We start from the raw sequence: 26,767 nt of genomic DNA on the forward strand, positions 1-26,767 counted from the left end.
GCCTGTCCTCGCTCGTCGCGCGCGGACGGGCGGCCGTCGCGGGCGCGCAGGCCCCCATGTGGCGGGACATGACGCGCTTCATCACGGTGTCGTTTCCCGCCGCCGCGTACCGGCTGCGCTGGTGGTGGGGCGGGAACGCCCTCCTGGGCAACCTGCTCTCCCTGGCCCTCGCCATCTGGATCGTGCACAATCCCGCGGTTCAGGCGACGCTCCTGGCTCCCCATGAGATCCGCGATCTCGTCGACCATGACTTCGCCAACTACTACACCGAGCACTCTGCGGCGTCGTTCGCATTCCAGGTCTGGATCAACAATGCGTGGGTATCGGCGACGGCGCTGATTTTCGGCATCCTGCTAGGCATTCCGACGGTTCTCGTCCTGCTGACCAACCAGCTCAACCTCGGCGTCAACGCGGGCCTGATGTTCGCCTACGGCAAGGGGGACGTGTTCTTCGGGCTGATCCTGCCGCACGGCCTGCTCGAACTGACGGCCGTCTACCTCGCCTGCGGCGCGGGCCTGAAGCTGGGCTGGACCATCATCGACCCGGGCCCGCGCACGCGCGCACGAGCCCTGGCCGAGGAAGGCCGCGCACTGGCCAGCATCGCGCTCGGCCTTATCGGCGTCCTGCTGGTCTCCGGGCTGATCGAGGGCTTCGTCACCGGTTACGTGCACTCGACGTGGCTTCGCGTCGGCATCGGGGTCATCGCCGAAACCACCTTCCTCGCCTACGTCGTCATCCTGGGTCGCCGTGCGGTCCGCTCGGGCGAGACCGGGGACTCCCTGGATCAGCCCGCGGCGGCTCCCGCAGTCGGCTGAGGACGCAATAGGACGCCCCCCGGCCCCCAAGGCTCATCCGCGGCAGTGGTGGCCAAGGACCCCGTAGCCGTCCTCGGCACAGCCTCCGCTAGAGGCGGCCGGCGGCTTTCAGCGCGAGATAAGCGTCCGCCAGGGCGGGAGCGATGCGGTCCGGCGGAGCGTCCACGACCTCCACACCGAACGAGCGGAGCTCGGCGGTGAGGCGCCGGCGGTCCGCGCGTGCGCGTTCGGCGGCGGCCGCGTCGTAGACGGCGGCGATGTCTCCTCGCGCGGCGGCCATCTCGTCCACCGCCGGGTCGGAGACGGCCGCGACCATGACGAGGTGGCGCGCCGTCAGGCCGGGCAGCAGCGGCAGCAGGCCCTCCTCGAAGGCGGCCGGGTTCAGCTCGGTGAGCAGGACGATCAGACTGCGTCGGCGGACCCGGGACATGACCGCGGAGACCATCCCCGCGGCGTCCGACTCGATCAGGGCGGGCTCCAGCGGAGCCATGGCCTCGACCATCGCCGACAGCAGTCCCGTGCGGGAGGCGTTCTCGCAACGCGCGCGGACCGTCCGGTCGTAGGCGAGGAGGTCCACCCGGTCGCCCGCGCGCGAGGCGAGAGCCGCCAGCAGCAGCGCCGCGTCCATCGAGCAGTCCAGCCGGGGAATGTCCCCGAGGCGTCCGGCCGAGGTGCGGCCCGTGTCGAGGACCAGGTACAGGCGCCGGTCGCGTTCGGGACGCCACGTCCGGACGACCACGTCGCCGCGCCGGGCGGTGGCGCGCCAGTCGATGGAGCGGACGTCGTCGCCGACCACGTATTCGCGCAGGGAGTCGAACTCGGTGCCTTGGCCCCGGATCATCGTCGCCTGCAAGCCGGTCAGTTCGCGCAGGCGGGCGAGCCGCGAGGGCAGATGCCGCCGGGAAGGGAAGGCGGGCAGAACGCGAAGCGTGTGGGGTGCGGAACGCGATAGCTGGCGTGCCGCAAGGCCGAGTGGCCCCACTGAGCGGACCACGACCGTCACGGCCTTGCGGTCGCCGCGTCGCGTGGGCGTGAAGGTCTGGTCGATCCGGCGGCGTTCCCCAGCGGGCACGTTGATTTTCGTCCTGCGCGGGGAAACCCCGGCGGACGGCGGCCACACGTCCCGCAGAATGGCTTTGACGCGCCGTTTACCGGTGTTCTCCACGATCAGCGCGGCGTTCGCCGTCTCTCCCAGGCGCACGCGCGTGTCGCCTTCCCGGTGGAAACGTAGCCCCCGCACGTTTCCCGCCAGGCACAGGTCGACGACGACGCCGACCAGGAGGATGCCCCACAGGCCCAGCAGGACGGCTCCGCTGGGCACGAGCAGGGGGACGAAGGCCGCGGCGAGCGCCAGCAGCCCGAGCCGTCCGGTCAGCGCCATCAGCGGGGAGCGGGGACGTGGGCGAGGATGCCCTCCAGCACGCCGTCGGCGGTCGCGCCCTCCAGCTCCGCCTCGGGCCGGAGCTGGACGCGATGCCGCAGGGTCGGACGTGCGAGTGCCTTGACGTCGTCCGGCGTGACGTAGTCGCGGCCCATCAGCCACGCCCACGCGCGCGAGGTCGCCAGCAGTGCGGTCGCGCCTCGCGGGGAAACACCGAGTTGCAGGGACGGGGCCTGACGGGTGGCTCGGCAGAGGTCCACGACATAGGCGGCGACCTTCGGATCCACATGGACGGTCCTCACCGCCGCCTGTCCAGCCGCCAGATCCTCCGCCCCAGCCACCGCGCGAACCGCGGACAGGTCGCGCGGGTCGAATCCGGCCGCGTGCCGCTGGAGCATCGCGATTTCCTCGTCGCGCGTGGGCACCGGCACGGTCAGCTTCAGCAGGAACCGGTCGAGCTGGGCTTCAGGCAGGGGATAGGTGCCCTCGTACTCGATCGGGTTCTGGGTCGCGCACACGACAAAGGGGTTCGGCAGAGCGCGCGCGGTGCCCTCCACCGAAACCTGCCGCTCCTCCATGGCCTCCAGAAGGGAGGCCTGGGTCTTGGGCGGCGTCCGGTTGATCTCGTCCGCGAGCAGCAGGTTGGTGAAGACAGGGCCTTCGCGGAACTCGAACTCGGCGGTGCGGTTGTCGTAGATGAGGGACCCGGTCACGTCGCCCGGCATCAGGTCGGGCGTGAACTGCACGCGCTTGAAGTCCAGGTCCAACGCGCGCGAGAGGGTCTTCACCAGCAGCGTCTTGGCGGTGCCGGGGACGCCCTCCAGCAGCACGTGGCCACGGCACAGCAATGCGATGACCAGGCCGGTGACCACCGGGTCCTGTCCGACGACGGTCTTGGCCACCTCCCCGCGCAGGGCGGTGAGGGCCGCCCGCGGGTCCGTGCCCCCCGAACCGCCGGAACCGCCCGCGCCAGAGCCTCCCGGACGCCCCGGGCCCTCCGGGTAGGAGTCCACCGGAACGGAGTCCGACAGGGCCGCGGCCGAGTGGTCGACGGCCGTGGCGTCCGCGCCCGGGGCTCCGGCGGGGCGCGCGGCGGGCTCTCCCGAGGACGGCGCCGAGGGCGCTCCTGAGGCGTTCCCAGCGGGCTCCCCGTCCCAGCCGAGCGGGGCCGATTGGCTCATGACTGGCGTACCTGCCTTTCCAGGTCGTCGAGAAGGTCGGCGAGCGCGAGCAGCGCGGCGTCGTCCGCGGGCTCCGCTCCGGCAGGTCCTGCCTGCCCGAACTCTCCGGGATACCCGGAAGGTCCGTAAGGGGAGGTGGCGCCGGGAGCAAGACCGTACAGCGCGGCCGCGACCGTCCGCTCGTCGTGGTCGGTGCGCGCCGCGACAGCCGTGACGACCTCGCGGACGGCCCCCGGGTCCTGGGCGGGGAGGGCCTGGGCGACGGTCCGCGGCAGCCCGAGCAGAGGAACGATCCGGTCTCGCGCGCCCGCGCGAAGGGCGTCTGCCGCGCGCCCGCGCGCACGGTGCGCACGGTAGAGGCGGGCTCGGCCGGTGACGGTCTCCGCCGAACGCACCACCACCGGGAGCGCCTCGGCCACCACCGGCCCGAGCCTGCGCCCCCGCCACAGGGCGATGGGGACCACCGCGAGCACCAGGCCGAGGAAGAACAGCTTGACCCCACGGGGGAGCAGGTCGGCGAGCGTGCGGTCTCCGGCCTGCTCGCCGGACCGGTCACGGTGCACGTCCGGGATGAGCCAGATGGCCTGGGACCGTGCTCCGACCAGGTTCATCGCGAGTGCGGCATTGCCCTCGTCGGTCAGGTACCCGTTGGTCAGCGGACGGGCCGCGCCGAGCACGGTCACCGTCCGGCTACCGGCCTGATACTGCACCAGACGCGGCTTGCCCGACTGCGGGTAGCACCCGGTCGCGCCCGACGGCGCGGTGTAGGTCTGGGACTCGCCGAACGCGACGGTCCCGGCGAGCGTCGCACCCCGCAGCCCGCACTGCGGGTCCGCCTGGGAGACGAAGGTGGGGCCGTCCTGCTCGACGCCGGGGGCGAGCGCCGCCAGCGTCTCCCGGCCCGGCTCCACGAGCAGGAGATCGCCCGCCGAACCGCGCAGCCGGTCGAGGTCCGAGGGGGTCAGGCGCTCCGGACGGGTCACCACCAAGATCGTCCCCGCGCCCGCCTTCGCGGCGGCGTCCGCCGCTCCGCGCGAGACGTCGAAGCCGACCCCGCGGCTCTTGAGGATCTCCGCGAGCGCCCGGGCGCCGCCGGGCTTCGGTGAGCCGGGATCCAGGTCGTCCGGCTTCCGCGAGGGCTTGAGGGCCGCCAGGACCACCCCGACGACCACCACGCACAGCAGGACCAGGACGATGCCGCGCGCGGACCGCCACCGCCGTCCGGCCACCTGCCCCGCCGTCGGCTCCACCGTGGTCACCACCGCGAGCTCCAGCCGTCGGCGGGCAGCAGGTCCGCGTCGTCGAGCGCCTTCGGCTTCGTCGAGCGCAAGCGGTCGTCAACGGCCGTGACGCGGGCGTACTCCTCCGCGCTACCGGGCCGGTCGCCGTACCAGACGTCGTCGAAGATCCGGACGGCCGTCCGGAGGTCGCCGGCGAGTTCGGGGATCGCGGTCCCGGTCTCCGTCGCGAGTTCGTCGGCGGTCCGGCCCGGCCGCGGGGACAGGATCGCGCGCTCCTCAAGATCACGGGCCATCGCCCTGAGCCGCTCCCGGATGGCCCCGGGCCAGGCTCCGGCGGCGGCGAGGCGCTCGGCCTCGGCCCGGTGGTCGGCCGAGGTGGACGGCTCGTCGTCCAGGAGCGCCTCGTCCTTGGACCTGCGGTTGCGGCCGCCGCGCATCAGCCAGAACACGACGGCCGCGGCGAGGATCACGAGAAGGACGATCACGGCGATGGACACCCAGCCCTCGGTGCCCCCGCCCTTGGCGTCCGGCGTCTGGGCGTGGGAGAACAGGTCATGGAGCCAATCGGCGAAGCGAGAGAGCGTGCGTTCAAGCCAGGACGCCTTGTCGCGCTGGTAAACGGGCTTCTCCAGCTCCCGCCTGGCCAGTTCGCGCGCGGTGTCCCGGTCCACAGGGGGCGGATCCAGGAGCATGGCGATCAAGGCGCCCCCTGCCTGTACGACGCGCCGGGCGCAGAGCCGGTCCCGGGGGCTACCGGCGGGCCATAGGGCGTGGGCCGGGACGGCGCTGTGGGGCTCCAGAGGTCGAGAAAGTCGTCATCGCCCTCGGGGGCGGGACGCGTCGCCAAATCGAGGTCAAGGCCCTCACGGCGCATCCGACGGTCCATGTACAGCAGAGCGATCACCCCGGCGTCGAACGGCAGCACCACGGACCAGCTCACGATGCGTCCGACCGTGTCCAGGGCCAGCGCCGGAAGCACCTGGTCGCTGCTGGAGCCGGAACCGCCGAACAGCACCACTTGCGCGATCAGGAACGGGATCCGCAACGCGAAGAACCCCATGAAGACCGTTACCAGCATGGCGAGCAGCAGGGTTCCGAACGTCCGCCACCAGCGCCCTTTCGAGAGCCGTCGCGCGCGCGTGAGCGCCCTGCCGATTCCCTGCCGTTCCATGACCAGGGCAGGGATGCTCTGGACGAGCAGCACGTACGTCCACACCATCAGGACCAGCCCCGCCGGGAAGCCGAACAGGCCGGAAAGCACTCCCACGGCCGGGTGCGCGTCTCCCGCGACGGCCATGGCGAACGGCAGGATCGGTAGTGCCAGCGCCGCCAGGGACGCCACGGTCACCACAGCGGCCATGAGCAAAAGCCGTCCGAACCTGCCCCGCCCGTCCTGCCACGCCTGCCGCAGGGAGATTTCCAGGCCGAACATCGTGCGCGCGAGGACGGGGGCCAGCAGCCCGGCCAGGAGCAGGATCCCGAAGGCCGTGAGCGCCAGGTCGATCCCGCCCAGCGTCACCTGCGCCCCGACCGACCGGAGCAGGACCCGGGGCGTGACCTCGCCACGGGCCTCCCGGCCGATGAAGTAGTACGCGATGACCGATCCGGTCACCTGGACGACCGTCGAGATCGCCACGGACATCCCGAGGACGGTCCGGGTGCTGTGCCGGATTCCGGCGATGGCGCCGTCCAGCATTTCGGAGATCGAGATAGGCCGGAACGGCACTTCGGCCCCACGCGGCACCAGACGCCTCCCGCCGCCCGATTCCGCCATGCACGCTCCCTGACCCGTCCGTGTGTCGGGCCATCCTGCCATGATGCGGCCATACCGGCTCAAGAAGTGCCCGGACGCCCGCCCATACGGGCGGTACGCGTGCTATCGCCTCCAGCGGGGAGGGGTGTCGGCGGCGGCCTTCTCGGGCCCCGGCGGCGGTATCCGAGGACGCCGAGAGCGGTATACATACGAAAACGGTCAATCCTGAGAGCTCTTCAGGAGCCCCTGTTTAAAATCCGGCCTCTGCGCCGAGGCAAGGAGCGGGTATGGCGGACTTGAAAGCCCGTTGGTGACTTCCTGGGCCCTGCGGTGTCCGGGGAGTGAAGCACGACGTGGGAGGGGTCATGTATTCGGCAAAGACAGGTAACCTTGCACGCCAGGACATACCTCTACCTGGCGTGGCATGGCCGTGCTGCGGTCGCCGCGCTGTCCACCCGTCTCCGACTTTGTAGCGATGAGGGCCATGAGAGGACGTGTACTGGTCGTCGACGACGACCTCGCGCTGGCCGAGATGCTCGGCATCGTGCTGAGGGGCGAGGGCTTCGAGCCGTCGTTCGTCCACGACGGCGACAAGGCCCTGGAGGCGTTCCGGGAAACCCGGCCCGACCTGGTCCTGCTCGACCTGATGCTCCCAGGCGCGGACGGCATCGACGTCTGCCGGCAGATCCGCGCGGAGTCCGGCGTGCCCATCGTCATGCTCACCGCGAAGAGCGACACGGTGGACGTGGTCCTCGGCCTCGAGTCCGGGGCGGACGACTACATCGTCAAGCCGTTCAAGCCGAAGGAGCTCGTCGCTCGCGTGCGCGCGCGCCTGCGCCGCACCGACGAGCCCGCTCCCGAGACCCTGCAGATCGGGGACATCGGCATCGACGTGGCCGGGCACTCGGTCAAGCGGGGCGACAAGCACATCCCGCTGACGCCGCTGGAGTTCGACCTGCTGGTCGCGCTCGCCCGCAAGCCGCGCCAGGTGTTCACCCGCGAGGTCCTGCTCGAGCAGGTCTGGGGCTACCGGCACGCCGCCGACACCCGGCTGGTGAACGTGCACGTCCAGCGGCTCCGCGCCAAGATCGAGAAGGACCCGGAGCGCCCGGAGATCGTGGTGACCGTGCGCGGCGTCGGCTACAAGGCCGGCCCGGCCTGACGGCTCCGCCCCCGATGACCCCTCCGGCCCCCGCAGCCCCGGCCGCACCGGCCGTCGCGCCCGCCGCCGTTCCCGGAACGGCCGGGCGGGTCCGGCGTGCCGTCTGGTGGCCGGTCCGGCGGTCGCTCGGCCGGGGCCGCCGGGTCGCGCAGCGCGCCGCGAGCGCCGCGTACACGCGCTGGAGGCGGTCCATCCAGGTCAGGGTGGTCACGTCCACCCTGTGCATCTCGGCGATCGTCGTGGCGATCCTCGGGTTCTTCCTGATGCAGCAGATCACCACCGCGCTGATGGACGGCAAGACCAAGGCCGCCCTCGGGCAGCTGGACGAGGGCCTGGGCAGCCTCCAGCGCGACGTGGGGGTCTCCAACGACAGCGGGGACCGGCTCCGCAGCGCCGCCAACGGGCTGAAGTCGCGCAGCGGGCCGTCCGGGCTCTACGAGGTCTACGTCCGCGACACCACCCAGCCGTACATCGACGGCTACGCGACCAACGAGCTGCGGTCCCAGAGCGTCCCCCAGAGGCTCAGAGACGAGCTGCGGAGCGGGACGGCGGGTACTCGGGCCTACACGTACGGAAAACTGTCCTATATCGGCCACAGGGCGTCGGAGCGCGGTCTCATCGTGGCCGGCAAGACGAGCCACTACGAGGTCTACTACCTGTTCCCGCTGACGCAGGAGCAGCACACCCTCACCATCGTCAGCCGTTCCCTCGCCGGCGTCGGGGTCGTGCTGGTGCTGCTGCTGGCGGCCATCGCGTCCCTGGTGACCCGCCAGGTGGTCATCCCGGTGCGGCTCGCCGCGCAGGGCGCGCAGAGGCTCGCGGCCGGACGGCTGGAAGAGCGCATGCGCGTGCGCGGGGAGGACGACCTCGCCCGGCTGGCCAGATCCTTCAACGACATGGCGGCCAACCTCCAGGAGAAGATCCGGGAGCTGGAGGACCTGTCGCAGGTGCAGCGCCAGTTCGTGTCGGACGTCTCGCACGAGCTGCGCACGCCGCTGACCACCATCCGGATCGCCGCGGACATGCTCTACGAGAACCGCGACACGTTCGACGACCCGGCGGTGAGGCGTTCGGCCGAACTCCTCCAGAGCCAGATGGAGCGCTTCGAGTCCCTGCTGGCCGACCTGCTGGAGATCTCCCGCCACGACGCCGGAGCCGCGACCCTGGACGCCGAGTCCCTGGACATGCGCGACCTCGTGCTGCGCACGGTCGGCGACGTCCAAGGGCTCGCCGAGCGCAAGGGCTCCAAGGTCGTCCTGCAGCTCCCCGGCGAACCGTGCATGGCCGAAGTGGACCGGCGCCGTGTCGAGCGCATCCTTCGTAATCTCCTGGTCAACGCCGTAGAGCACGGCGAGGGCGAGGACATCGTGGTGTCCGTCGCCGCCGACCGGGACGCCGTGGCCGTCACCGTCCGTGACCATGGTGTCGGCCTCAAGCCGGGAGAGGGCCAGATGGTCTTCGACCGGTTCTGGCGCGCCGACCCCGCCCGCGCGCGCACGACCGGCGGCACCGGCCTCGGCCTGTCGATCTCCAAGGAGGACGCCCAGCTCCACGGCGGCTGGCTCCAGGCATGGGGCGAGACCGGCCACGGTTCCCAGTTCCGCCTCTCGCTACCGCGCACCGCCGGAGCCGAGCTGCGCGGCTCGCCCCTGCCGCTCGTCCCCCCGGGCGCGGGCGTTTCGCGGCCTCTGTTCGCCGAGCTGGAGGCGGGGGACTGATGACGGCCCCTCGTCCTGGAACCACTCCTGCGGCACGGGAGGCCTCAGTAGTGCGTAAATGCCTGGGAAGCCCGTCCCGCTGGCTGGGAGGCGCCCTGAAGAGGCCCGCGGCGGTGGCGACCGCCGCGGCGCTCACGATCGGCGCGTGCGGCTGCGCGACCCTGCCCGGAGGCGGACGCGTCACGTCCGTCAAGTCGCAGGAGCGGGCGGAGCACGCGGACGAGTCCTACGTGCGGCTCATCCCGGTGGCCCCGCAGAACGACTGGTCCCCCAAGGAGATCGTCTCCGGCTTCCTGGCGGCCTCCGCCAGCTTCGACGACGACCACAAGGTCGCCAAGGAGTACCTGGCCAACCCCAACGGCTGGCGGCCGGGCGCCCGGCCGTCGATCGCGGTGTTCGACGACCGTCCCGAGCCCAAGGTCAGCGGCTCCGGCGACCAGGTCACCGTCCGGATCAACGGCACGCAGCTCGGCATCATCACCACCGACGGCCAGTACACGGCCATCCAGAAGAAGGTCCAGGCCGACTACCAGCTCACGCGCAACGCGCAGCACCAGTGGCGCATCTCCGCCCTGCCGGACGCGCTGGGCCAGACGATGCTGCTCAACAAGAGCGACGTCGAGCAGGTCTTCCGCACGTTCAACCTGTACTACTTCGCCCCCGACAAGCAGACGCTCGTCCCCAACGGGGTCTTCCTTCCCCTGGTGAACCGCGAGGATCTCCCGCAGCGCCTCGTGCAGGCGGTCATCTCCGGTCCGACGTCCTGGCTCAGGGGCGCCGTCTGGAGCGCGTTCCCGCACGGCACCAAGCTGGTCGACCTGAGCCTCGACAAGGACGTCGCGACCGTCGACCTCAGCAAGGAGGCGGCGAGCGGCAACGTCGAGCAGATGTCGGCCCAGCTCGCCTGGAGCCTCAGCCAGGTCTCGGAGATCAAGCAGTGGCGGCTGCGGATCCAGGGCCGCGGCGTGGTGACGCCCGAGGGCAAGAACGAGATCCAGACCTTCAACGACTGGCAGGCGAACACCCCCGACGGCCCCGTCGGCGTCGACCACCGCGCGTACATGGTCGGGGCGGCGGGGCACCTGTCCACGCTGGGCCTGAACAACTTCCTGTCCATGCCGGTCGTCACGAGCGCGCCGGGGCGGATGACCCGTCCGGCGGTCTCCCCGACCCAGCGTGAGGTCGTGGGCCTCAGCCCCGACGGCAAGCAGCTCCTGAGCTCCGATCTGACCTCCGGCGGGGTTCCGCGCGTGCTGCGCGCCGCCCGGGACCCGGAAGGGCGGTTCACCCCGCCCTGCTGGGACCGGCAGGGCACCCTGTGGACGGTCGAGACCAGCCCCGGCAAGTCCATGCTCTGGAAGCGCGAGCGGGGCAAACCGCTGAAGCCGGTCTGGCACTGGGGCCTGGACGGCCGCGAGATCTACGCCCTCCAGGTCGCCCGCGACGGCGTCCGCGTCGCGGTCGTCGCCAAGATCGACAATTCCAAGCAGGTCCAGGTCGGGCGGATCTCCGGGAGCGGCGACCACATCGACGCGGGGTCCTTCGTGCCGGTCAGCTCCGAGCTCGCCGAAACGGACGACCTGTCGTGGCGGGACTACAACACCCTCGCCGTCCTCGGACGCAAGACCTCCGACACCCAGGTGCTGCCGTACCTGATGCCGGTGGACGGCTCCGCCGTCACCTCGCTCGGGGTCGGCTCCCTGGGAGAACCCCTCAGCATCGCGGCCATTCCGGGCGGGCCGGTGCTGATCGGCACGAAGAGCTCCAGCCAGCGCCTGGTCTGCCATCAGTCCGCCTACCGTGACCGCGACAGCGAGTGGGTCTGCAACGTCGCAGGCAGCGACCCCACCTACGCCTTCTGACCAGGCACTGACGGACTCCCGCCGCTCGTCGGCCAACTGGCGACCCGCCTGACGGGTCGTCTGCACGAGGTCGCGCGGCCAGGGACCGCGCCGAGGTCTCGGGCGCCCTCCGCCCTGGGGCTCTGGTAAGGCCGCATCCTGCGGAAACGGTCCTGCTGGCCGAGTTATCCACAGATCGCTGGTGAGCTGGTGATCAGGTGGAGGCGGGCGGCATCGTCGAATGCATGTTCGTACACGATCTGCTCGACCTGCTGCTGCCGCAGCGTTGCGCCGGCTGCCGTGCCGCCAGGGGCCTGCTGTGCTCGTCCTGCGCCGCTCCCTTGGCCCTTCCGGCTCGTCCTGTGCCCACTGCGGGGCTGGCGACCCTCAACCCTCCGGTGTGGGCTGTGACGTCCTATGAAGGCCCCATTCGGGCTCTCATCGCCGCCCACAAGGAATCCGGTCGCACCGGGCTGGCCAGGCCGCTGGGCCGCGCGCTCGCCACCGCGATCAAGTCCGTCCTGTCGCTCGACGCGGAGCCGCCGCCCGTTCCGCCTCCCACCTGGTACGACGATCGGTCGCCGACCCGGCTCGCTGCCTGGACGCTCGACCGCCCCGCGATTTCGCCCCCTTCAGAGGCCTCTGCGACTGTCCTCCCTGCGTATCGCGCTGTTGTGTCCGTTCCTGGCGAGCGTCCTGAGGGCGGACGGGATGGTGCTGTGGAGCGGTCGGACGCGGCGGTGTTCTGGTGGCAGGGGCGCGAGCCGGTGATCGTGGTGCCCGTCCCCTCCGCCGCGCCCTCGGTACGCAAGCGAGGGCACGATCCGACTCGCCGTATGGCGGCCGCGGCCGTCCGAGAGCTCCGCGCCGAGGGGTTTCCCGTGGTCGGCGCGCCCCTGCTCCGCCATCGGCGGGCCGTGGCCGACCAGGCGGCCCTTGGCCAGGCCGAACGGAAGGCCAACATGACCGGCGCCATGGCGATCTCCCGCCGTGAGCTGCGTCTGCTGCGCACAAAACACGGCGACCCGGCCCCTGGGGCCAACTACGTCATCGACGCTTTACGTCCAGAAGACCTTGAAGGCGACCCGAAGACGATCGGCCCGAACCCAGCACCGAGAACGGACGAGGAGGCAGATGTGTGCTCGGAAGCGGAACAGCAGCCCACTCCCGGCTGGAACAAGCCATGGAGGCCGAGGCCGGGTTCACGGGGCAACGAGCCGCCGAGCACCGCGCCAACCTTCCCGATGAGGTTCGCCAACCACCGGATGGGAGAAAGCGACGAAGTCGCCGGGGGTGCGGGGTGCGTCGAGAGTCCTGGTGATGCCGGAATCGGCGGTCGTGCCGGACAGGCCGGGGTTGTTGGTGGCGCGGCGAGGGCTGGAGACGCTGGCCGCGCGGGAGACGTTGGACGCGGAAGGCCAACCGAGCTGCAATCGCGGGAGGCCTACGGAGGACGAAAGCCGGACCGGCCTCCCTCGGAACGGGACCTCAACCTCTTACCCGGGACCGCCTTAGAACGCGTCCACGAGAGTGGCGTGGGGCGGGGCGACCGAACGGAACGTGCTGCGTACCTGGCTTCCGACGCCTACCTGGCTCCTGGCGCAGCCAGGGGCGACGGCTCAGGCGATGGACGGGCTGGAGGTTCTGGGGGCGGGGGACCAGGCGATGGGCAAGGGCGACGCAGGGCTGGCGAAAGCCGGGTGGTCGAAGGCGTCGCGGCGCGGAAGGCGGTGGCTGACGGGCCTCTGGCCGGGTGGCGCGTCGTGGTGGTGGACGACGTGGTGACCTCCGGAGCGACGTTGGCGGAGGCGGTGCGGGTGCTTCGGCAGGCGGGCGCCGAGGTGGTGGGCGCGGCCACGGTCGCGGCGACTCCGCGACGGTTCCTCAACGGAGGGTGACTTTCTTCACGGGAGATCCTCGGCACGTCAGGTAGCTACCTACCGTGACAACTTCGTGTCCGGCTTGTCAGGAGAGGGCGTATTAGTTGTGGATTCAACAGTCACAGCCGGTCAGGAGGGAGGTAGATATTTTCAAACTCACCCCGCCGGAACAGTGCTCTGACCTGCAGTGGAGTGATCCGCGGGAACCCCTGTGCGCACGGGGCTCCCGGGCGCGGAGAGAGTCTCAGGAGAGCTCTCCGGGGTCCGAAACCTGGGAGCGTCGATGACCGTACGTGAGTTTTTCCTCCGTTCACCCCCCTGACATTCGTGGCGTAAGGGGTTAGCGTTCCTGACATGGCACCCGCCCGGGTCCGTGGTTGCGTTGGATCGCAGCGCTCGTCGCGAGCGCGTGATGCGGTCCGGCTAGCCGATGCCAGGCGCAGGCGAAACGGCCCACGTAAGGCGACTTCTCGTCGACCGATCACGGTGCGCCTTAGAGGTAAGTCCTGCCCCGCCGGGGGATCCGACATCCCCCGAAACGGGAGAAGGGCAGTAGTGGCGATAGAGCCGCGAGCCCCTCGGCAGGCGGATGTGGGGACGAAGACCAGGTCGGCCGGGCGGGTGCGACCCACCGAGCTGTGGCGTCCGGAGGTGGGATCGAGCCCCCTCCTGGACGAACCTCGCAACCGGGAGAAGGGGGGTCCCGCGTGGACATCATCGTCAGGGGCCGGCACACCGACGTCAGCGATCGGTTCCGGCAGCACGTCGACACCAAGCTCGCCAAGATCGAGCGGTTGAACAACAGGGTCATGCGCGTGGATGTGGAGGTGTCGCAGGAGCGGAACCCGCGCCTCGCCGACCAGCGCGAACGGGTGGAGTTGACCATCCGCTCGCGGGGGCCGGTGATCCGTGCGGAGGCCGCGGCGGACGACCGGTACGGCGCTCTCGACCTGGCCCTCGACAAGCTCGAGTCCAGACTGCGCCGCGACTCCGAGCGCCGCAAGGCCCACAACGGAGGCCGGGGCAAGGGCAAGGCCGCAGCGATGGAGCCCTTGCCCGAGGACCTTCCCGCAGCGGTCGCGACCGCCCCGCCCCGGGAGTCCGAACCGTCCGGCGAGGCCGAGGCGGAGATGGACGGCTACGAGGCCGTGGCGACCGAGCTCAACGAGAACCTGGTACCGATCCCCATGGAGGGTGACGGTCCCGTCATCGTCCGGGAGAAGTTCCACAAGGCCGAGCCGATGGGCATCGAGCAGGCCCTGTTCGAGATGGAGCTCGTCGGCCACGACTTCTACCTGTTCCGCGACAAGGCCACCAGTCATCCGACGGTGGTGTACCGGCGAAGGGGTTGGGACTACGGAGTCATCCGTCTTGTCGAAGAGTGATGTGGCACTTGCGTCACGTCACCGCCCGGATCATGTCATGATCTAGAAAGGCGTTACCAGCAAGCCGTGACGGCGGCGGCGGATCCGCCCGCCGACCCCGGGACGGTGGAGCGGAGCGGCCTCCGGGGCCGCTCCGCTCCACCGGTCCACTCGCTGCCACGTCAAGCGTTCCCCCGGGGGCGACACCGGCCTCCGGTTCCTCCGGCCGACCCGGATCACTGACAGTGAAGGGGGGAAGCGGCGTTCACCTCCACGCCGCGACTCTGGTGAGCGAGAACCCCGAGGCTCGCGGCGCCCCCGCGCCGCCGCGCCGGCAGGGCCCCGCCCCGTCCGGCGCGTGCCCGCCCGCCCCCGCCGCCACCCGCTCCCCAGCCCTGTCTCCGCGCCCCACCTCCGTCCCCGCCCCGCTTCCCCGACACGAGCCCCTGGCGACCACCCGGCCCCTGCGCCCCGGGCCGTCGCCGGCCCCTCCTCGCCGCCGAGAGCTCCGGCCCACCCCGCTTCCCCCGCGCGAGTCTTCGGCTCCCGCGCAGCCTCCGCGCCGCGCGCCGTTGCCCGTTGTGCCCCGCCGCCGCAAGGCCGTTCCCGCGCCGGTTCCCGGGCACGACGCTTTGGTGACAACGCTGTCTCCCGGCCGCGCGCCGTTGCCCGTTCCGTCTTCGCACTCCGAGTCTCTTCCTGGCCCGGGCCCTTCGCGCAGCGTGTCGTCGCCCGTCTCGCCTCGCCGCCGCGATGCCGTGCCTGTGCCGGTTCCCAGGCGCGAGGCTTCGGCGCCGACCTTGCCTCTCGGCTGTGCGTCGTTGCCTGCCCTGTCTTGGCACTCCGAGCCTTTGCGCGATTCGGTCCCTTCGCGCCCTGCATCCGCGCTCGTCCCGCCTCCCCGGCGTGCGTCCTTGGCCGCTCATTCCTCGCGCTCTGAGTCTTTGGCCGTTCTGCCCTCGTGCTGCGGCAACGTGGCTGTGTCGGCCCTCTCCGGCGACTTGCCTTCCGCCGCTTTCTCCCGTGTGGCCCGCTCGGCGGCTCATATGTCGCCCACGCTTCGTGCGGCCCTTGTGGCGCGCGGGGAAGCCGCATCCGCGCCCGGCGGCCCGCAGCAGGTGATGGTCGTCCGGCACGTGCAGGGCTCCGAATGCGGCGCTGCATTGGGCGACTCCCTGCGGCAGTTGGGTGACGTGCGGTTCGCTGAGGGGCAGCTGGACGTTCTGAGCTCGGTTCCGCGCCTGCTCGCTAAGCGCGGGCGTCCGAGCAGAGGGGGCCGGCGGTGGGCACGTATGCGGCGACGCGACTTGAAGAATCCTCGCGTGCGGGGATCTGGCTCGGACGTTCGTTCGTTGGGTGGGTGTGCGCCGGTTGATGTGGCGAAGGCCGATCGTGAGGCGGACGGCCCTGTCTTGAATGGTCGTGAGCTGGTGGTGGACGGTCGTGGCACGGCCGGTCGTACGCAGGACCGCGGTGCGCGTGTAGGCGCGGTCTCGCCGAAGAGAGTTGTGGGCGAGCGCGAACATGCGACGGCCCCAGAAGATGCGCACGACGAGGTGCATGCTGAGGGCATGCTCGGTGCGGTCGCCGATGGTGGGGCGTCCGGCGGCGTCCTGGTCGGACGCGCAGTCGGCAAGGTTCTGGCCGGAAGTCGGGCTGGCGCGGTTCTTGTCGGCGGCGCGGCGTGCGGTGTTTCGGGACGCGGCGCGGTGGCCAGGGCGGTTCCACCCGTCATGGTCTCCGGTGGGTCAGCGAGCGGCGCTCGGGGCCGGAGTGGTGGCGCCTCGGCCGGTGGTAGCGGAAGCGGTGGTCCGGGCGGCGGCGCGCGTGGGAGCGCGGAGACGTCGGCCGGCGGCGCGCAGGGAGAGGATGCGCAGGTGGGGGATCCGATCCGGGTACTGATCGTGGACGATCACGCCCTGTTCAGGCGGGGCCTGGAGATGGTGCTCCAGGCGGAACCGGACATCGAGGTGATCGGTGAGGGCGGGGACGGGCACGAGGCCGTCCAGATGGCGGGTGACCTGCTGCCCGACGTCGTCCTCATGGACATCCGGATGCCTCGGCGCAGCGGCATCGAGGCCTGCACGGCGATCAAGGACGCCGCGCCCAGCGCCAAGATCGTGATGCTGACGATCAGCGACGAGGAGGAGGACCTCTTCGAGGCGATCAAGGCCGGGGCCAGCGGTTACCTGCTCAAGGAGATCTCGATCGACGAGGTCCCGCAGGCGGTGCGCGCGGTGCACGGCGGCCAGTCGCTGATCAGCCCGTCCATGGCGTCCAAGCTCATCACCGAGTTCGCCTCGCTCGCCAAGCGCAGCGAGGAGCGGACCCAGCAGGTTCCGGCGCCGCGGCTGACCGACCGCGAGATGGAGGTCCTGCGTCTCGTCGCCCGCGGACTCGGCAACCGGGAGATCGCCCGCGAGCTGTTCATCAGCGAGAACACCGTGAAGAACCACGTCCGCAACATCCTGGAGAAGCTCCAGCTCCACTCCCGGATGGAGGCCGTGGTGTACGCGGTCCGAGAGAAGCTTCTAGAAATCACCTGACGTCTGCCGACCAGCGGATGGTGAGGAAGCCGAATCGCCGCACGGCGATCTGCTCGCGCGCGGCCGTGTGACGCGGTGATGGGAGGCTACGGGCGTCCGCCGGTCGCCCACACCGCTGTCTCGGCTTGGTCCTAACCGTCGTTGCGCGCTGGCTTGGGCGTGGTCAGCAGGGCGTCCGCTCTTCACCGGCTATCCCGCTGCCCCTCCCTCTGCACCCGCTTGGACCGCTCATGCGCGGCGCTGCGGTGCGGTAACGGGACTGGAGGGTCGCGCGTCGGCTGCCCGCGCCGCACGTCTGCGCTGGTACTCGCCGTCGTCGCCGTGGCCTGAGGCGCGCTGGTCTGGGCTTTGGTCAGCTAGGACTCCAGTTCTTCGCCTGCCACCCTGGTGTCACCTCCTTCTGTATCCGCTCGGCGGTGCTGTGCGGTGATGGGAGGCTGCGGGCGTTCGCTGGTCGCCCACACCGCTGTCTCCGCTTGGTGCTCACTGTCGTCGTCGGCATCGTTATGGGCGGAGGGCACTGGTCTGGGTGGTGGGCAGTCAGGGCTTCAGCTCTTCGTCCGCCATTCCGGTGCCACCTCTCTCTGCGCCCGGCTGGGCGGCGCGGGCTCGGAAACCGTTGTCTCGCGAATGGGTGGCTTGTCGGCTTTGAGGGGGCGTGGTGGCGGGAGGAATGCCTTTCAGGTGAGCCCCGTGGTTTTTCGGGCTGCCTGGTGACGCGTTGCTGGAGTTTGGATCAGCAGGGGTGGGTGCTGTTGTCATTGGTTGCCGCGTAGCTCTGTTGAGTTGAGGTTGGCTGGCGCGGCCATCGGGCAACTGGGGGCGGACGGGACGATCGGTGGTCCTTGCGGGCTGAGTCTGGCTGGTGGCGGCGCGGCGGGTTCTCATTCGGGCGAGTGGGGGCGCGTTCGGGGGATGTGCCTTCGACTTGGGTGAAAGTGCAGGTGGCGGGGGGTGGGGGTGGGGTTGGCGACACCGGTGTGTGGGGTTTGTCGGTGTTGTGGCCTACGATCGCCGCGTGACCAAGACGATGACCCCCGACAAGGCCGAGGCGGAGCTGAGCGCGGACGAGGCGCGGCGGCTCGCGTTGCGTGCGCAGGGACTGCTGGGTGCGGACGCCCGGCGCGGCGGCGTGCCGGGCATGCTGTCGCGGCTCGGAGCCGTCCAGCTGGACACGATCTCGGTGCTCGCGCGGTCCCATGAGCTCGTTCCGTACGCGCGGCTGGGATCCGTCGGGCGGGAGAAGGTCGAGAGCGCCTACTGGGCGCCGCCCTCCCGCGAGACGGGGGGAGGCGGCGACGCCGGTGCTCCTCGGCCGTCCGGGCAGGGGCGGAAGGCGAACGGGCCGGTGGCGTTCGAGTACTGGGCTCACGCGGCGTCGATCCTGCCGATCGAGGAGTGGCCGACCCTGGCCTTCCGGCGGCGGCAGTACCAGCGGAAGGGCCTGCGCTGGCACAAGGTGCCGGACGGTGTGTGCGACGAGATCCGCGCGAAGCTCAAGGCGGAGGGGCCGCTCACGACCAAGGAGCTCGGCGGCGCGAAGGCCGGCGGCGACTGGTGGCAGTGGAGCGACCACAAGATCGGCATCGAGTGGCTCTGGGATGTCGGGGAGGTCGCCTGCGTCCAGCGGATCGGTTGGCGGCGAGTTTACGACCTGGCCGAAAGGGTGGTCCCGGCGGAGCTCTACGGTCAGGACCCGGACGACGCGGCCTGCCTGACCCGGCTCGTCCGGCTGGCGGGACGGGCGCTCGGCGTGGCGACCCGCGCGGACCTCGCCGACTACTACCGGCTCAAGGGCGAGCAGGTGGACGCGGTGATCGAGGCGTCCGGGCTGGTCCCGGTGCAGGTGCAGGGCTGGCGGCACCAGGCGTGGGCCGATCCGGAGGCGCTCGCGGCGCCGCCGCGCGGCAGGCACGTCACGACACTGCTGTCGCCGTTCGACTCCCTGGTCTGGGACCGGGCGCGGACGTCTCGCGTCTTCGGGTTCGACCACCGGCTGGAGGCGTACGTCCCGAAGGCAAAGCGGGTCCACGGCTACTTCACGATGCCGCTGCTCGCGGGCGGACGCCTCGTCGGACGCGTCGACCCGGCCCGCGAAGGGACGACCCTCGTCGCGCGCCAGGTCTCCCTCGAACCGCGTTTCACCAGGTCGGCGGCGCGGATCGAAGAGGGCGCCGAGGCGCTGCGCGTGGCGCTCCGCGCCGCGGCCGAGTGGGTGGGATGCGACGCGATCCGGGTCGAACGCGCCGAACCGGAGATCAAGCGGCTCGTCGAAGGAGGATGAGCCCGCGTCGGTCCGCTCGTGCTCGCCCCCCGGATTGAGCGGGATGGGCTTTTGGTCCTGGACGCGCGCTGAATGCTGGGAAGGTTCGAGCGTGTCGGTCTTGAGGGGGCGGGCGGCGTGTCCGTCTCGCGGGTGAGCGCCGGGCGGCGGGCCGTCCGGTGCGGATGCCGGCGTGTTGCCGTGTTCAGCGAACGGGGTCTGGAAACGCGTCGGCCCGCCGGGGCCTGGAAGGACGTCCCTGCTCGGGGAGAGGGACGTGGATCCAGGTCCGGCGGGCCGGACGGTCGCGACGGCCGGGCGGCCGCCTCGCCGGGCGCGGCGGCGCCGCTCCGGCGGGACGGGGGGTGAAGCTCAGCCGTGCGGGGTGCGCTCGGTGTCGGACTTGACCGGCTTGGCGGTCGTCTCGCCGGCCAGGCCGCCGCGGCGCTTGCTCGTGCGGCTGCCGAAGACCGAGTAGTCCACGATCTCCGGCATGACGCGCGGCGCGTCCACCACGACGTCGGAGAACAGGTGGACGAGCGCGCTCAGCACCAGGCCGAGCGCGACGATGGCGGCTCCGACCCAGAACATCACCCACTGCGGTCCCAGACAGAGCGCCACCCCGCCTACGGCGAAGCCGGCGAAGATCACGCTGACCGCCAGCCAGGAACTCGGCCGGCCGGCGTGTGAGCCGTACTCATCGGACAATTTGGGCCCCTCCCCTCAGAGTGTTCAGGATGATTGTCCCGGACCGGTGCCGGAGGGCCGAACGCGGGCCGGGATTGCGTCGCAGGGTGACCTAGACCATTCTGAGTCTCGCCTACGATGGCATCGTACGTGTGGTGTGCGTGCCGCCGGTCGGCGGTGACCCACGATCTGCAAGGAGCCTCCGAGAGTGCCGCTAGTCATCGATAAGATCCTTCGCGCGGGCGAAGGCAAGACCCTGCGCAAGCTCAAGAAGCTCGCGGATCAGGTCAACTCGATCGAGGAAGACTTCGTCGACATGAGCGACGCGGAACTGCGCGAGCTCACCGACAAGTACCGCGAGCGCCTGGAAGAGGGCGAATCGCTGGACGACCTGCTCCCCGAGGCGTTCGCCACCGCCCGCGAGGCGGCCAAGCGAGTCCTGGGCCAGCGCCACTACGACGTCCAGGTCATGGGCGGCGCGGCGCTGCACCTGGGCAACATCGCCGAGATGAAGACCGGTGAGGGCAAGACCCTCACCTGCGTGCTGCCCGCCTACCTGAACGCGCTGTCCGGCAAGGGCGTCCACGTCGTCACCGTGAACGACTACCTGGCCAAGCGCGACGCCGAGTGGATGGGCCGCGTCCACCAGTTCCTGGGCCTCGAGGTCGGTGTCATCCTCCCGCAGATGACCCCCGAGGAGCGCCGGGTCGCGTACGCCGCCGACATCACCTACGGCACCAACAACGAGTTCGGCTTCGACTACCTGCGCGACAACATGGCCTGGAGCCTGGACGAGCTCGTCCAGCGCGGCCACAACTACGCGATCGTGGACGAGGTCGACTCGATCCTCATCGACGAGGCCCGGACGCCGCTGATCATCTCCGGCCCGGCCGAGCAGAACTCCAAGTGGTACGGCGAGTTCTCCAAGATCGTCCCGCGGCTGAAGCGCGCCGAGCTGGTCAGCACCGCCGGCCAGGTGGACGAGTACGGCCCCGGCGACTACGAGGTCAACGAGAAGAAGCGCACCGTCGGCATCACCGAGTCGGGCGTCGAGAAGGTCGAGGACTGGCTCGGCATCGACAACCTGTACTCCGCCGAGAACACCCCGCTCGTCAGCTTCCTGAACAACGCCCTGAAGGCCAAGGAGCTGTACAAGCGCGACAAGGACTACGTCGTCATGAACGGCGAGGTCCTGATCGTGGACGAGTTCACCGGCCGCATCCTGCACGGCCGCCGGTACAACGAGGGCATGCACCAGGCCATCGAGGCCAAGGAGGGCGTGTCGATCAAGGACGAGAACCAGACGCTCGCCACGATCACCCTCCAGAACTACTTCCGCCTCTACGGCAAGCTGTCCGGCATGACCGGCACGGCCGACACCGAGGCCGCGGAGTTCAACAAGACCTACAAGATCGGCGTCGTGCCGATCCCGACCAACAAGCCGATGGTCCGCATGGACAAGGCGGACGTGGTCTACAAGACCGAGCAGGCCAAGTTCGAGGCCGTCGTCGACGACATCGCCGAGCGGCACGAGAACGGCCAGCCCGTCCTGGTCGGCACCACCTCGGTCGAGAAGTCCGAGCGGCTGTCGAAGATGCTCAAGCGGCGCGGCATCCCGCACGCGGTGCTGAACGCCAAGCACCACGACGCGGAGTCGGCGATCGTCGCCGAGGCGGGCCGCAAGGGCGCCGTCACGGTCGCGACGAACATGGCCGGCCGAGGCACCGACATCATGCTCGGCGGCAACCCCGACTTCCGCGCCGACCTGGAGCTGCACCAGCGCGGGCTGTCCCCGCTGGAGACTCCGGAGGAGTACGAGTCGGCGTGGCCCGAGGCCCTCGAGAAGGCCAAGGACGCCGTGAAGGGCGAGCACGAGGAGGTCGTCGAGGCCGGCGGCCTGTACGTGCTCGGCACCGAGCGGCACGAGTCCCGGCGCATCGACAACCAGCTGCGCGGACGGTCCGGCCGTCAGGGCGACCCGGGCGAGTCCCGGTTCTACCTGTCCCTCGAGGACGACCTGATGCGGCTGTTCAACTCGGCCCGGGTCGAGGCGATCATGACCCGCCTGAACATCCCGGACGACGTGCCGATCGAGTCCAAGATCGTCTCGAACGCGATCAAGTCGGCCCAGTCGCAGGTCGAGCAGCAGAACTTCGAGATGCGCAAGAACGTCCTGAAGTACGACGAGGTGCTGAACCGCCAGCGCGTCGTCATCTACGCCGAGCGCCGCAAGGTGCTCGAGGGCGAGGACCTGCAGGACCAGGTCCGGCGCATGATCGACGAGGTCGCCAACGGCTACGTCGCGGGCGCGACCGGCGAGGGCTTCGCCGAGGAGTGGGACCTGGACAAGCTCTGGAAGGCGTTCCAGCAGCTCTACCCGATCTCCCTCACGGTGGACGGCCTGGTCGAGGAGGTCGGCGGCGACATCTCCAACCTCGACGCCGAGACCCTGGCCGAGAAGATCCGCGAGGACGCCCAGGCCGCCTACGAGAAGCGCGAGGCCGAGCTCGGCACGGAGGTCATGCGCGAGCTGGAGCGCCGCGTCATCCTCTCCGTCCTCGACCGCAAGTGGCGCGAGCACCTCTACGAGATGGACTACCTCCAGGAGGGCATCGGCCTGCGCGCCATGGCGCAGCGCGACCCGCTGGTCGAGTACCAGCGCGAGGGCTACGACATGTTCAACGCCATGATGGACGGCATCAAGGAGGAGTCGGTCGGCTACCTCTTCAACCTCGAGGTCGAGGTCGAGGAGCAGCCCCCGGCCCCGCAGGTCGGCGCCAACCCCGTCGCCCTGGAGGACACCGTCCCGGCCGACGAGGAGCCCTCGGACGAGGCCCAGGACGAGGCCCCGGTCGTCAAGGCCAAGGGCCTCCAGGAGCCCCAGCGCCCGAAGAAGCTGGAGTACAGCGCCCCCACCGTCGACGGTGAGGGCGGCGTCGAGCACCACAGCGAAGAGGTCGACGACCCGTACGCGGGCGTCAACCGCAACGACCCGTGCCCCTGCGGCTCGGGCAAGAAGTACAAGCGCTGCCACGGCGACCCGAGCAACAACTGACACCTGCTCGAAGCGGCCCCGGTCTCACCAGACCGGGGCCGTCCCCTTTTCCGGGGCTGGATACTCCCGAGCCGACGACCCTCCCGGATTGCGGTCGCGCGAACTCAGTCCGGGACTGTCCCGAGGGCGCCACACAGGGGATCGGGCTCAACGACGCCCCACAGAGGGCCTCTCCCCGAGGCCACACAGTGGCGTCCGCTGGGCTAGTCGCGCCTTACTACACCCTCTACTCGCCGGGCCTCCGCCGTAGCGGACGTCTCGGCGTCCAGGTAGCCCCCGCTCCGCCGTACCGATGCGCCGCCACACACCGGGGTTGCACGGTGATGTGGCCGCGTCCGGTGCGGCGCGTTGGTCATTCCGCCGTCTGACCTGGGGAGGAGCGGCGGAGAGCGTGCGGAAAAGCCGACGGCGGGGCGCTGGGCGCCCCGCCGTCGGGGTGAGGCCTGCTTCCCATAGGGGGTGGGAGAGCCTCGGGGAGGGCCGGACTCGTGGGCTGGGTCCGGCCGGGGTGCTACTTGGCCGCTTCCTCCTGCTTGCGGGAGGACTTGGCCTTGTCCGCCGGGGCCTTCTCGGCGGGGGCGTCCACGGCCTCGTCCGGGTCCGGCTCGCGTCCCGGCGTCGCGAAGTTGAACTTCTCGATCAGGAACTTGAACACGAAGTAGTAGACGAAGAAGTAGACGACGCCGAGGCCGATGATGAGCGCCAGGCCCTTGGTGTTGCTCTTGCTGGCGTTCAGCAGCAGGTCGATGAGGCCCGCGGAGAAGCCGAAGCCGAGCTGGGCGTGCAGCGCCTCCAGCAGGGCCATCGAGATGCCGGTCAGGACGACGTGCACGCCGTACAGGACGGGCGCGACGAACATGAACGCGAACTCGATGGGCTCGGTCACGCCGGTGACGAAGGCGGTGAGCGCGGCGGAGATCATGATGCCGCCGACGGCCTTGCGGCGGTGCGGGGGAGCGGCGCGCCACATGGCGAGGGCCGCGCCGGGCAGGCCGAACATCAGGACGGGGAAGAAGCCCGCGAGGAAGCCGCCCGCGTGCGGGTCGCCGGCGAGGTAGCGGTTGATCTCGCCGTGGACGGCGGTGCCGTTGTCGTTGTAGGTGCCGAACACGAACCAGACCAGCGAGTTCGGGATGTGGTGCAGGCCGAACGGCAGCAGCAGGCGGTTGACGACGCCGTAGGTGCCCGCGCCGAGCGCGCCCGCGCCGGTGATCCAGTTGCCGAAGTCGGTCAGCCAGGTGCCGAACACCGGCCAGATGAAGCCGATCAGGACACCGAGCACCAGGGCGGCGACGGCGGTGACGATCGGGACGAACCGGCGGCCGCCGAAGAAGGCCAGGTAGGTGGGCAGCTTCACCCGGTAGAACCGCTGGTAGAGCAGGGCGGCCACGACACCGATGAGGATGCCGCCGAGCACGTCGGTGGGGTTCTTGGCGCCCCAGTCGATGACCGAGGTGGTCTTGCCGTCCGCCACCTTGTCGATCAGCACGTTCGCCTTGAGCTGCGAGGTGTGCGAGAACATGATCTTCGAGACGTGGTCGAAGACCAGGTAGCCGACGACGGCGGCGAGGGCGGTCGAGCCGTCCGCCTTCTTCGCGAAGCCGATCGCCACACCGACGGCGAACAGCAGCGGCAGGTTGGCGAACAGGGCGTTGCCGGCCTCACCGACGATCTCGGCGACGCGGACCCACCCGAGGCCGTCGGCGCCCAGCATGTCCGGCTGGCCGAAGCGCAGCAGGAGGGCGGCGGCGGGCAGGACGGCGATGGGCAGCATGAGGCTGCGGCCGATCCGCTGCAGGACGGCGAAGGCCGCCGACCAGGGCTTGCGCCCGGCCGAGCCCTCCGCCGCGGCGATGGAACTCATCAGGGGTGATTCCTCTCCTCGGTCATTGCGGGGTGGTGCCGGCGGCGGGTCGGAGCGGCCCGCGGCTACCGGAGGTCAGGAACGGGTCGGGGGGTGGCCCAGCGCCGTGTGGACCTGGTAGCGGTCGGCACGGTAGGTGGAGACGCCGAGCTCGGCGCAGGTCCCGTTGGTGAAGGATCGCCGGCGCAGCAGCAGCACGGCGCTGCCGCGGGGGATCTGCAGGTGGCGGGCGTCGGTGGCGTCCGCCAGCCCGGCGTCGATCGTCTGGTCGCCCGCGTCGAAGACCAGTCCGTACACCGCCTCGAGGACGCCGTACAGGGACCGGTCGGCGAGCCGCCGGTCCAGCAGGTCGGGCGCGAGCGATGCGAGGATATGCGCCCTTTCGAGTGCCATGGGCTCGCCGTCGGCGGTGCGCAGCCGCTCGACGATGTGGATCGGGGTGCCGAGCTCGACCTCGAAGGCGCGGGCGAGGCGCGCGTCGGCGGGCACGGTGCGGCGGTCCAGGTCGATGGCGCCGGGGCGCATCCCGCGCGCGAGCATGTCCTCGGTGAACGAGACCAGCCGGAGCGGCATCTCGATCTTGGGACGGGCCACGAAGGTGCCCTTGCCGGGCACGCGGTACAGCCGTCCCTCGGAGACGAGCTGGTCGACGCCCTGCCGGACGGTCATGCGCGACAGCCCGTACCGCGCGCACAGTTCGCGCTCGGACGGTATGGAGGCGTCCACCGGGAGCTCGGCGCTCTCGATCATGTCCAGCAGGATGGCTCTGAGCTGGAAGTACTTCGGGACGGGGCTGTTCGGGTCAATGGTCGTCACGGGGGATCCTCAGGGGAGCCCGGGCCGATGGCCGGCCGGCGGGAGTCCGGATCGACTCGGTATGTACTGGTCTAGTCCGGACTAGACCACACGATTTCGACGTGTGTCAACTCACAGATGCGTAACGTCCGGATTGCGGAGAGGTCGCCCAAGATCGCGCATCGCCGCAGGTCAAGTGCCGGATCGTCGGCGGGGACGGGGTTACGTGGCGGCCGCGTGCGGACATCTTCGAGCCCGCCCGCCCCGGCCTTGGCGGTCCTTGTTCGCTATAAGCGAATTCATGACCGGTTGCGCTCGGGTCGCGAAGAACGGTAATGCGCCCTCCGGGGGGACGGGCCGTCAGTAGTCGGCCTGCGACTCTCCGAGTTCGAGTCGCCGGGGTGGGAGGGCGGCGTCCCGATGGCGAACGTGAAGATCGTTAAGTACAGAATGAAGGAACCGGGCCCCGGGTCCGTGATCGGCGTCAGGGCGAGGGCGTGAAGGGGCGGGCGGGCTCTGCGGGCTCATGACCGGCGGGTCCTCGCTCGGCCGGCGTCCTCGCCCTATCGCTTTGCGGCGCATGTCGGGTATGTTGCGTACTGGTCCAGACCGGACTAGACCAGTCGTGGCGGACACGACCGGCGAACCCGGCGTCACGGAGAGCGCGTCCCGATGGCAAGTCTTCTGATCACCGCGAACCGCATGATCCTTTCCCCCGCGGAGGGTCCCACCCGCGTGGTCTCGCCCGGCCACGTCCGGATCGAGAACGGCGTCATCGCCGCGGCGGGCGAGGGCCGCCCGGACGGCGCGGACGTCCACCTGGAGGACGGCCTGCTCGCCCCCGGCCTGGTGGACCTGCAGGTCAACGGCTTCTTCGGGTACGACATGGTCGACGCCGACGAGACCGGCTGGCGGACGGTCGTCGAGCGCCTCCCCGAGACCGGCGTGACGTCCTTCCTGCCGACCTTCATCACCGCGCCCGTCGAGGTCCAGGCCGCCGCGCTGCGCCGCACGCGGGAGCTGCTGCCGGCGCTGGCGGGCCGCGGGACGCGGATCCTGGGCGTCCACCTCGAAGGCCCGTTCCTGTCGGAGAAGCGCAAGGGCGCGCACAACCCGGCGCACCTGACCGACCCGACGCCCGAGAAGATCGCGACGCTGCTGGAGACGGGCCTGGTCAAGCTGGTCACGCTCGCCCCCGAGCGCGCCGGCGCACTGGACGCC

The 26,767-nt window shown here is 70.7% G+C and carries 17 protein-coding genes and 1 pseudogene; 10 read left to right on the forward strand and 8 right to left on the reverse strand.

The features are described from left to right. The coding region (locus tag AB0J52_RS02860) for a stage II sporulation protein M (RefSeq protein WP_500179846.1) at positions 1-815 on the forward strand (815 nt) is incomplete at its 5' end. Positions 816-903: 88 nt separating this feature from the next. On the opposite strand, the gene AB0J52_RS02865 is transcribed toward AB0J52_RS02860, so the two are convergent. From AB0J52_RS02865 to AB0J52_RS02885, 5 genes are read right to left on the reverse strand one after another with little or no spacing between them, the layout of a single operon-like run. After that, positions 904-2,196 carry a DUF58 domain-containing protein gene (locus AB0J52_RS02865; protein ID WP_500179847.1) on the reverse strand — a complete coding sequence of 431 codons (1,293 nt, stop codon included), beginning with the start codon at positions 2,194-2,196 and terminating at the stop codon, positions 904-906. Next, positions 2,196-3,377 (reverse strand): AAA family ATPase, encoded by a 1,182-nt coding sequence (locus tag AB0J52_RS02870; protein WP_500179848.1) that lies wholly within the window; start codon positions 3,375-3,377, stop codon positions 2,196-2,198. Before AB0J52_RS02870 ends, AB0J52_RS02865 begins: the two co-directional genes overlap by 1 nt. Then, positions 3,374-4,639, reverse strand: coding sequence for a DUF4350 domain-containing protein (locus AB0J52_RS02875; protein ID WP_500179849.1), 1,266 nt, complete (start codon positions 4,637-4,639; stop codon positions 3,374-3,376). The genes AB0J52_RS02870 and AB0J52_RS02875 overlap by 4 nt, the downstream gene beginning before the upstream one ends. Continuing rightward, complete coding sequence (locus AB0J52_RS02880) at positions 4,633-5,310, reverse strand: DUF4129 domain-containing protein (protein WP_500179860.1); 678 nt, start codon at positions 5,308-5,310, stop codon at positions 4,633-4,635. Before AB0J52_RS02880 ends, AB0J52_RS02875 begins: the two co-directional genes overlap by 7 nt. Positions 5,311-5,315: 5 nt before the next feature. After that, positions 5,316-6,314 (reverse strand): hypothetical protein, encoded by a 999-nt coding sequence (locus AB0J52_RS02885; protein ID WP_500179850.1) that lies wholly within the window; start codon positions 6,312-6,314, stop codon positions 5,316-5,318. Between the two features lie 541 nt (positions 6,315-6,855). Here AB0J52_RS02885 and mtrA point away from each other — a divergent pair. The 7 genes from mtrA (at position 6,856) to AB0J52_RS02920 (ending at position 19,166) form a co-directional block, all read left to right on the forward strand. Continuing rightward, entirely contained in the window at positions 6,856-7,533 is a 678-nt protein-coding gene (mtrA, locus tag AB0J52_RS02890; RefSeq protein ID WP_026415706.1) for an MtrAB system response regulator MtrA, read from the forward strand. A gap of 14 nt (positions 7,534-7,547) precedes the next feature. Next, the gene (mtrB, locus tag AB0J52_RS02895) at positions 7,548-9,251 is read left to right on the forward strand and encodes an MtrAB system histidine kinase MtrB (RefSeq protein WP_500179851.1); all 1,704 of its coding nucleotides are present in this window, start codon (positions 7,548-7,550) and stop codon (positions 9,249-9,251) included. A 113-nt stretch (positions 9,252-9,364) separates the two neighbouring features. Further along, positions 9,365-11,113, forward strand: coding sequence for an LpqB family beta-propeller domain-containing protein (locus tag AB0J52_RS02900; RefSeq protein WP_500179852.1), 1,749 nt, complete (start codon positions 9,365-9,367; stop codon positions 11,111-11,113). A 1,709-nt stretch (positions 11,114-12,822) separates the two neighbouring features. Beyond that, positions 12,823-12,990 carry a phosphoribosyltransferase family protein gene (locus AB0J52_RS02905; protein ID WP_500179853.1) on the forward strand — a complete coding sequence of 56 codons (168 nt, stop codon included), beginning with the start codon at positions 12,823-12,825 and terminating at the stop codon, positions 12,988-12,990. Between the two features lie 689 nt (positions 12,991-13,679). Next, positions 13,680-14,357, forward strand: coding sequence for a ribosome hibernation-promoting factor, HPF/YfiA family (gene hpf, locus AB0J52_RS02910; RefSeq protein ID WP_500179854.1), 678 nt, complete (start codon positions 13,680-13,682; stop codon positions 14,355-14,357). A 1,856-nt stretch (positions 14,358-16,213) separates the two neighbouring features. After that, positions 16,214-16,882 (forward strand): response regulator, encoded by a 669-nt coding sequence (locus AB0J52_RS02915; RefSeq protein WP_117358784.1) that lies wholly within the window; start codon positions 16,214-16,216, stop codon positions 16,880-16,882. A 1,018-nt stretch (positions 16,883-17,900) separates the two neighbouring features. Then, the gene (locus tag AB0J52_RS02920) at positions 17,901-19,166 is read left to right on the forward strand and encodes a winged helix-turn-helix domain-containing protein (protein WP_500179855.1); all 1,266 of its coding nucleotides are present in this window, start codon (positions 17,901-17,903) and stop codon (positions 19,164-19,166) included. A 351-nt stretch (positions 19,167-19,517) separates the two neighbouring features. On the opposite strand, the gene AB0J52_RS02925 is transcribed toward AB0J52_RS02920, so the two are convergent. Beyond that, on the reverse strand, positions 19,518-19,853 hold the full coding sequence (locus AB0J52_RS02925) for an HGxxPAAW family protein (RefSeq protein WP_500179856.1): 336 nt from the start codon (positions 19,851-19,853) through the stop codon (positions 19,518-19,520). Between the two features lie 187 nt (positions 19,854-20,040). On the opposite strand from AB0J52_RS02925, the gene secA reads away from it, so the two are divergent. After that, the gene (secA, locus tag AB0J52_RS02930) at positions 20,041-22,887 is read left to right on the forward strand and encodes a preprotein translocase subunit SecA (RefSeq protein WP_500179857.1); all 2,847 of its coding nucleotides are present in this window, start codon (positions 20,041-20,043) and stop codon (positions 22,885-22,887) included. A 511-nt stretch (positions 22,888-23,398) separates the two neighbouring features. Here the strand turns inward: secA and AB0J52_RS02935 are convergent. Both AB0J52_RS02935 and AB0J52_RS02940 read right to left on the reverse strand, forming a co-directional pair. Next, complete coding sequence (locus tag AB0J52_RS02935; protein WP_500179858.1) at positions 23,399-24,751, reverse strand: PTS transporter subunit EIIC; 1,353 nt, start codon at positions 24,749-24,751, stop codon at positions 23,399-23,401. 75 nt (positions 24,752-24,826) lie between these two features. Beyond that, positions 24,827-25,567: a GntR family transcriptional regulator gene (locus AB0J52_RS02940; protein WP_500179859.1), complete on the reverse strand. Its 741-nt coding sequence runs from the start codon at positions 25,565-25,567 to the stop codon at positions 24,827-24,829. Between the two features lie 651 nt (positions 25,568-26,218). Between AB0J52_RS02940 and AB0J52_RS02945 the strand changes: the two are divergent. Beyond that, positions 26,219-26,767: pseudogene (locus AB0J52_RS02945) on the forward strand (N-acetylglucosamine-6-phosphate deacetylase); the annotation flags it as partial.

The sequence above is a fragment of the Spirillospora sp. NPDC049652 genome, from assembly GCF_040675125.1.
GTDB lineage: Bacteria > Actinomycetota > Actinomycetes > Streptosporangiales > Streptosporangiaceae > Spirillospora.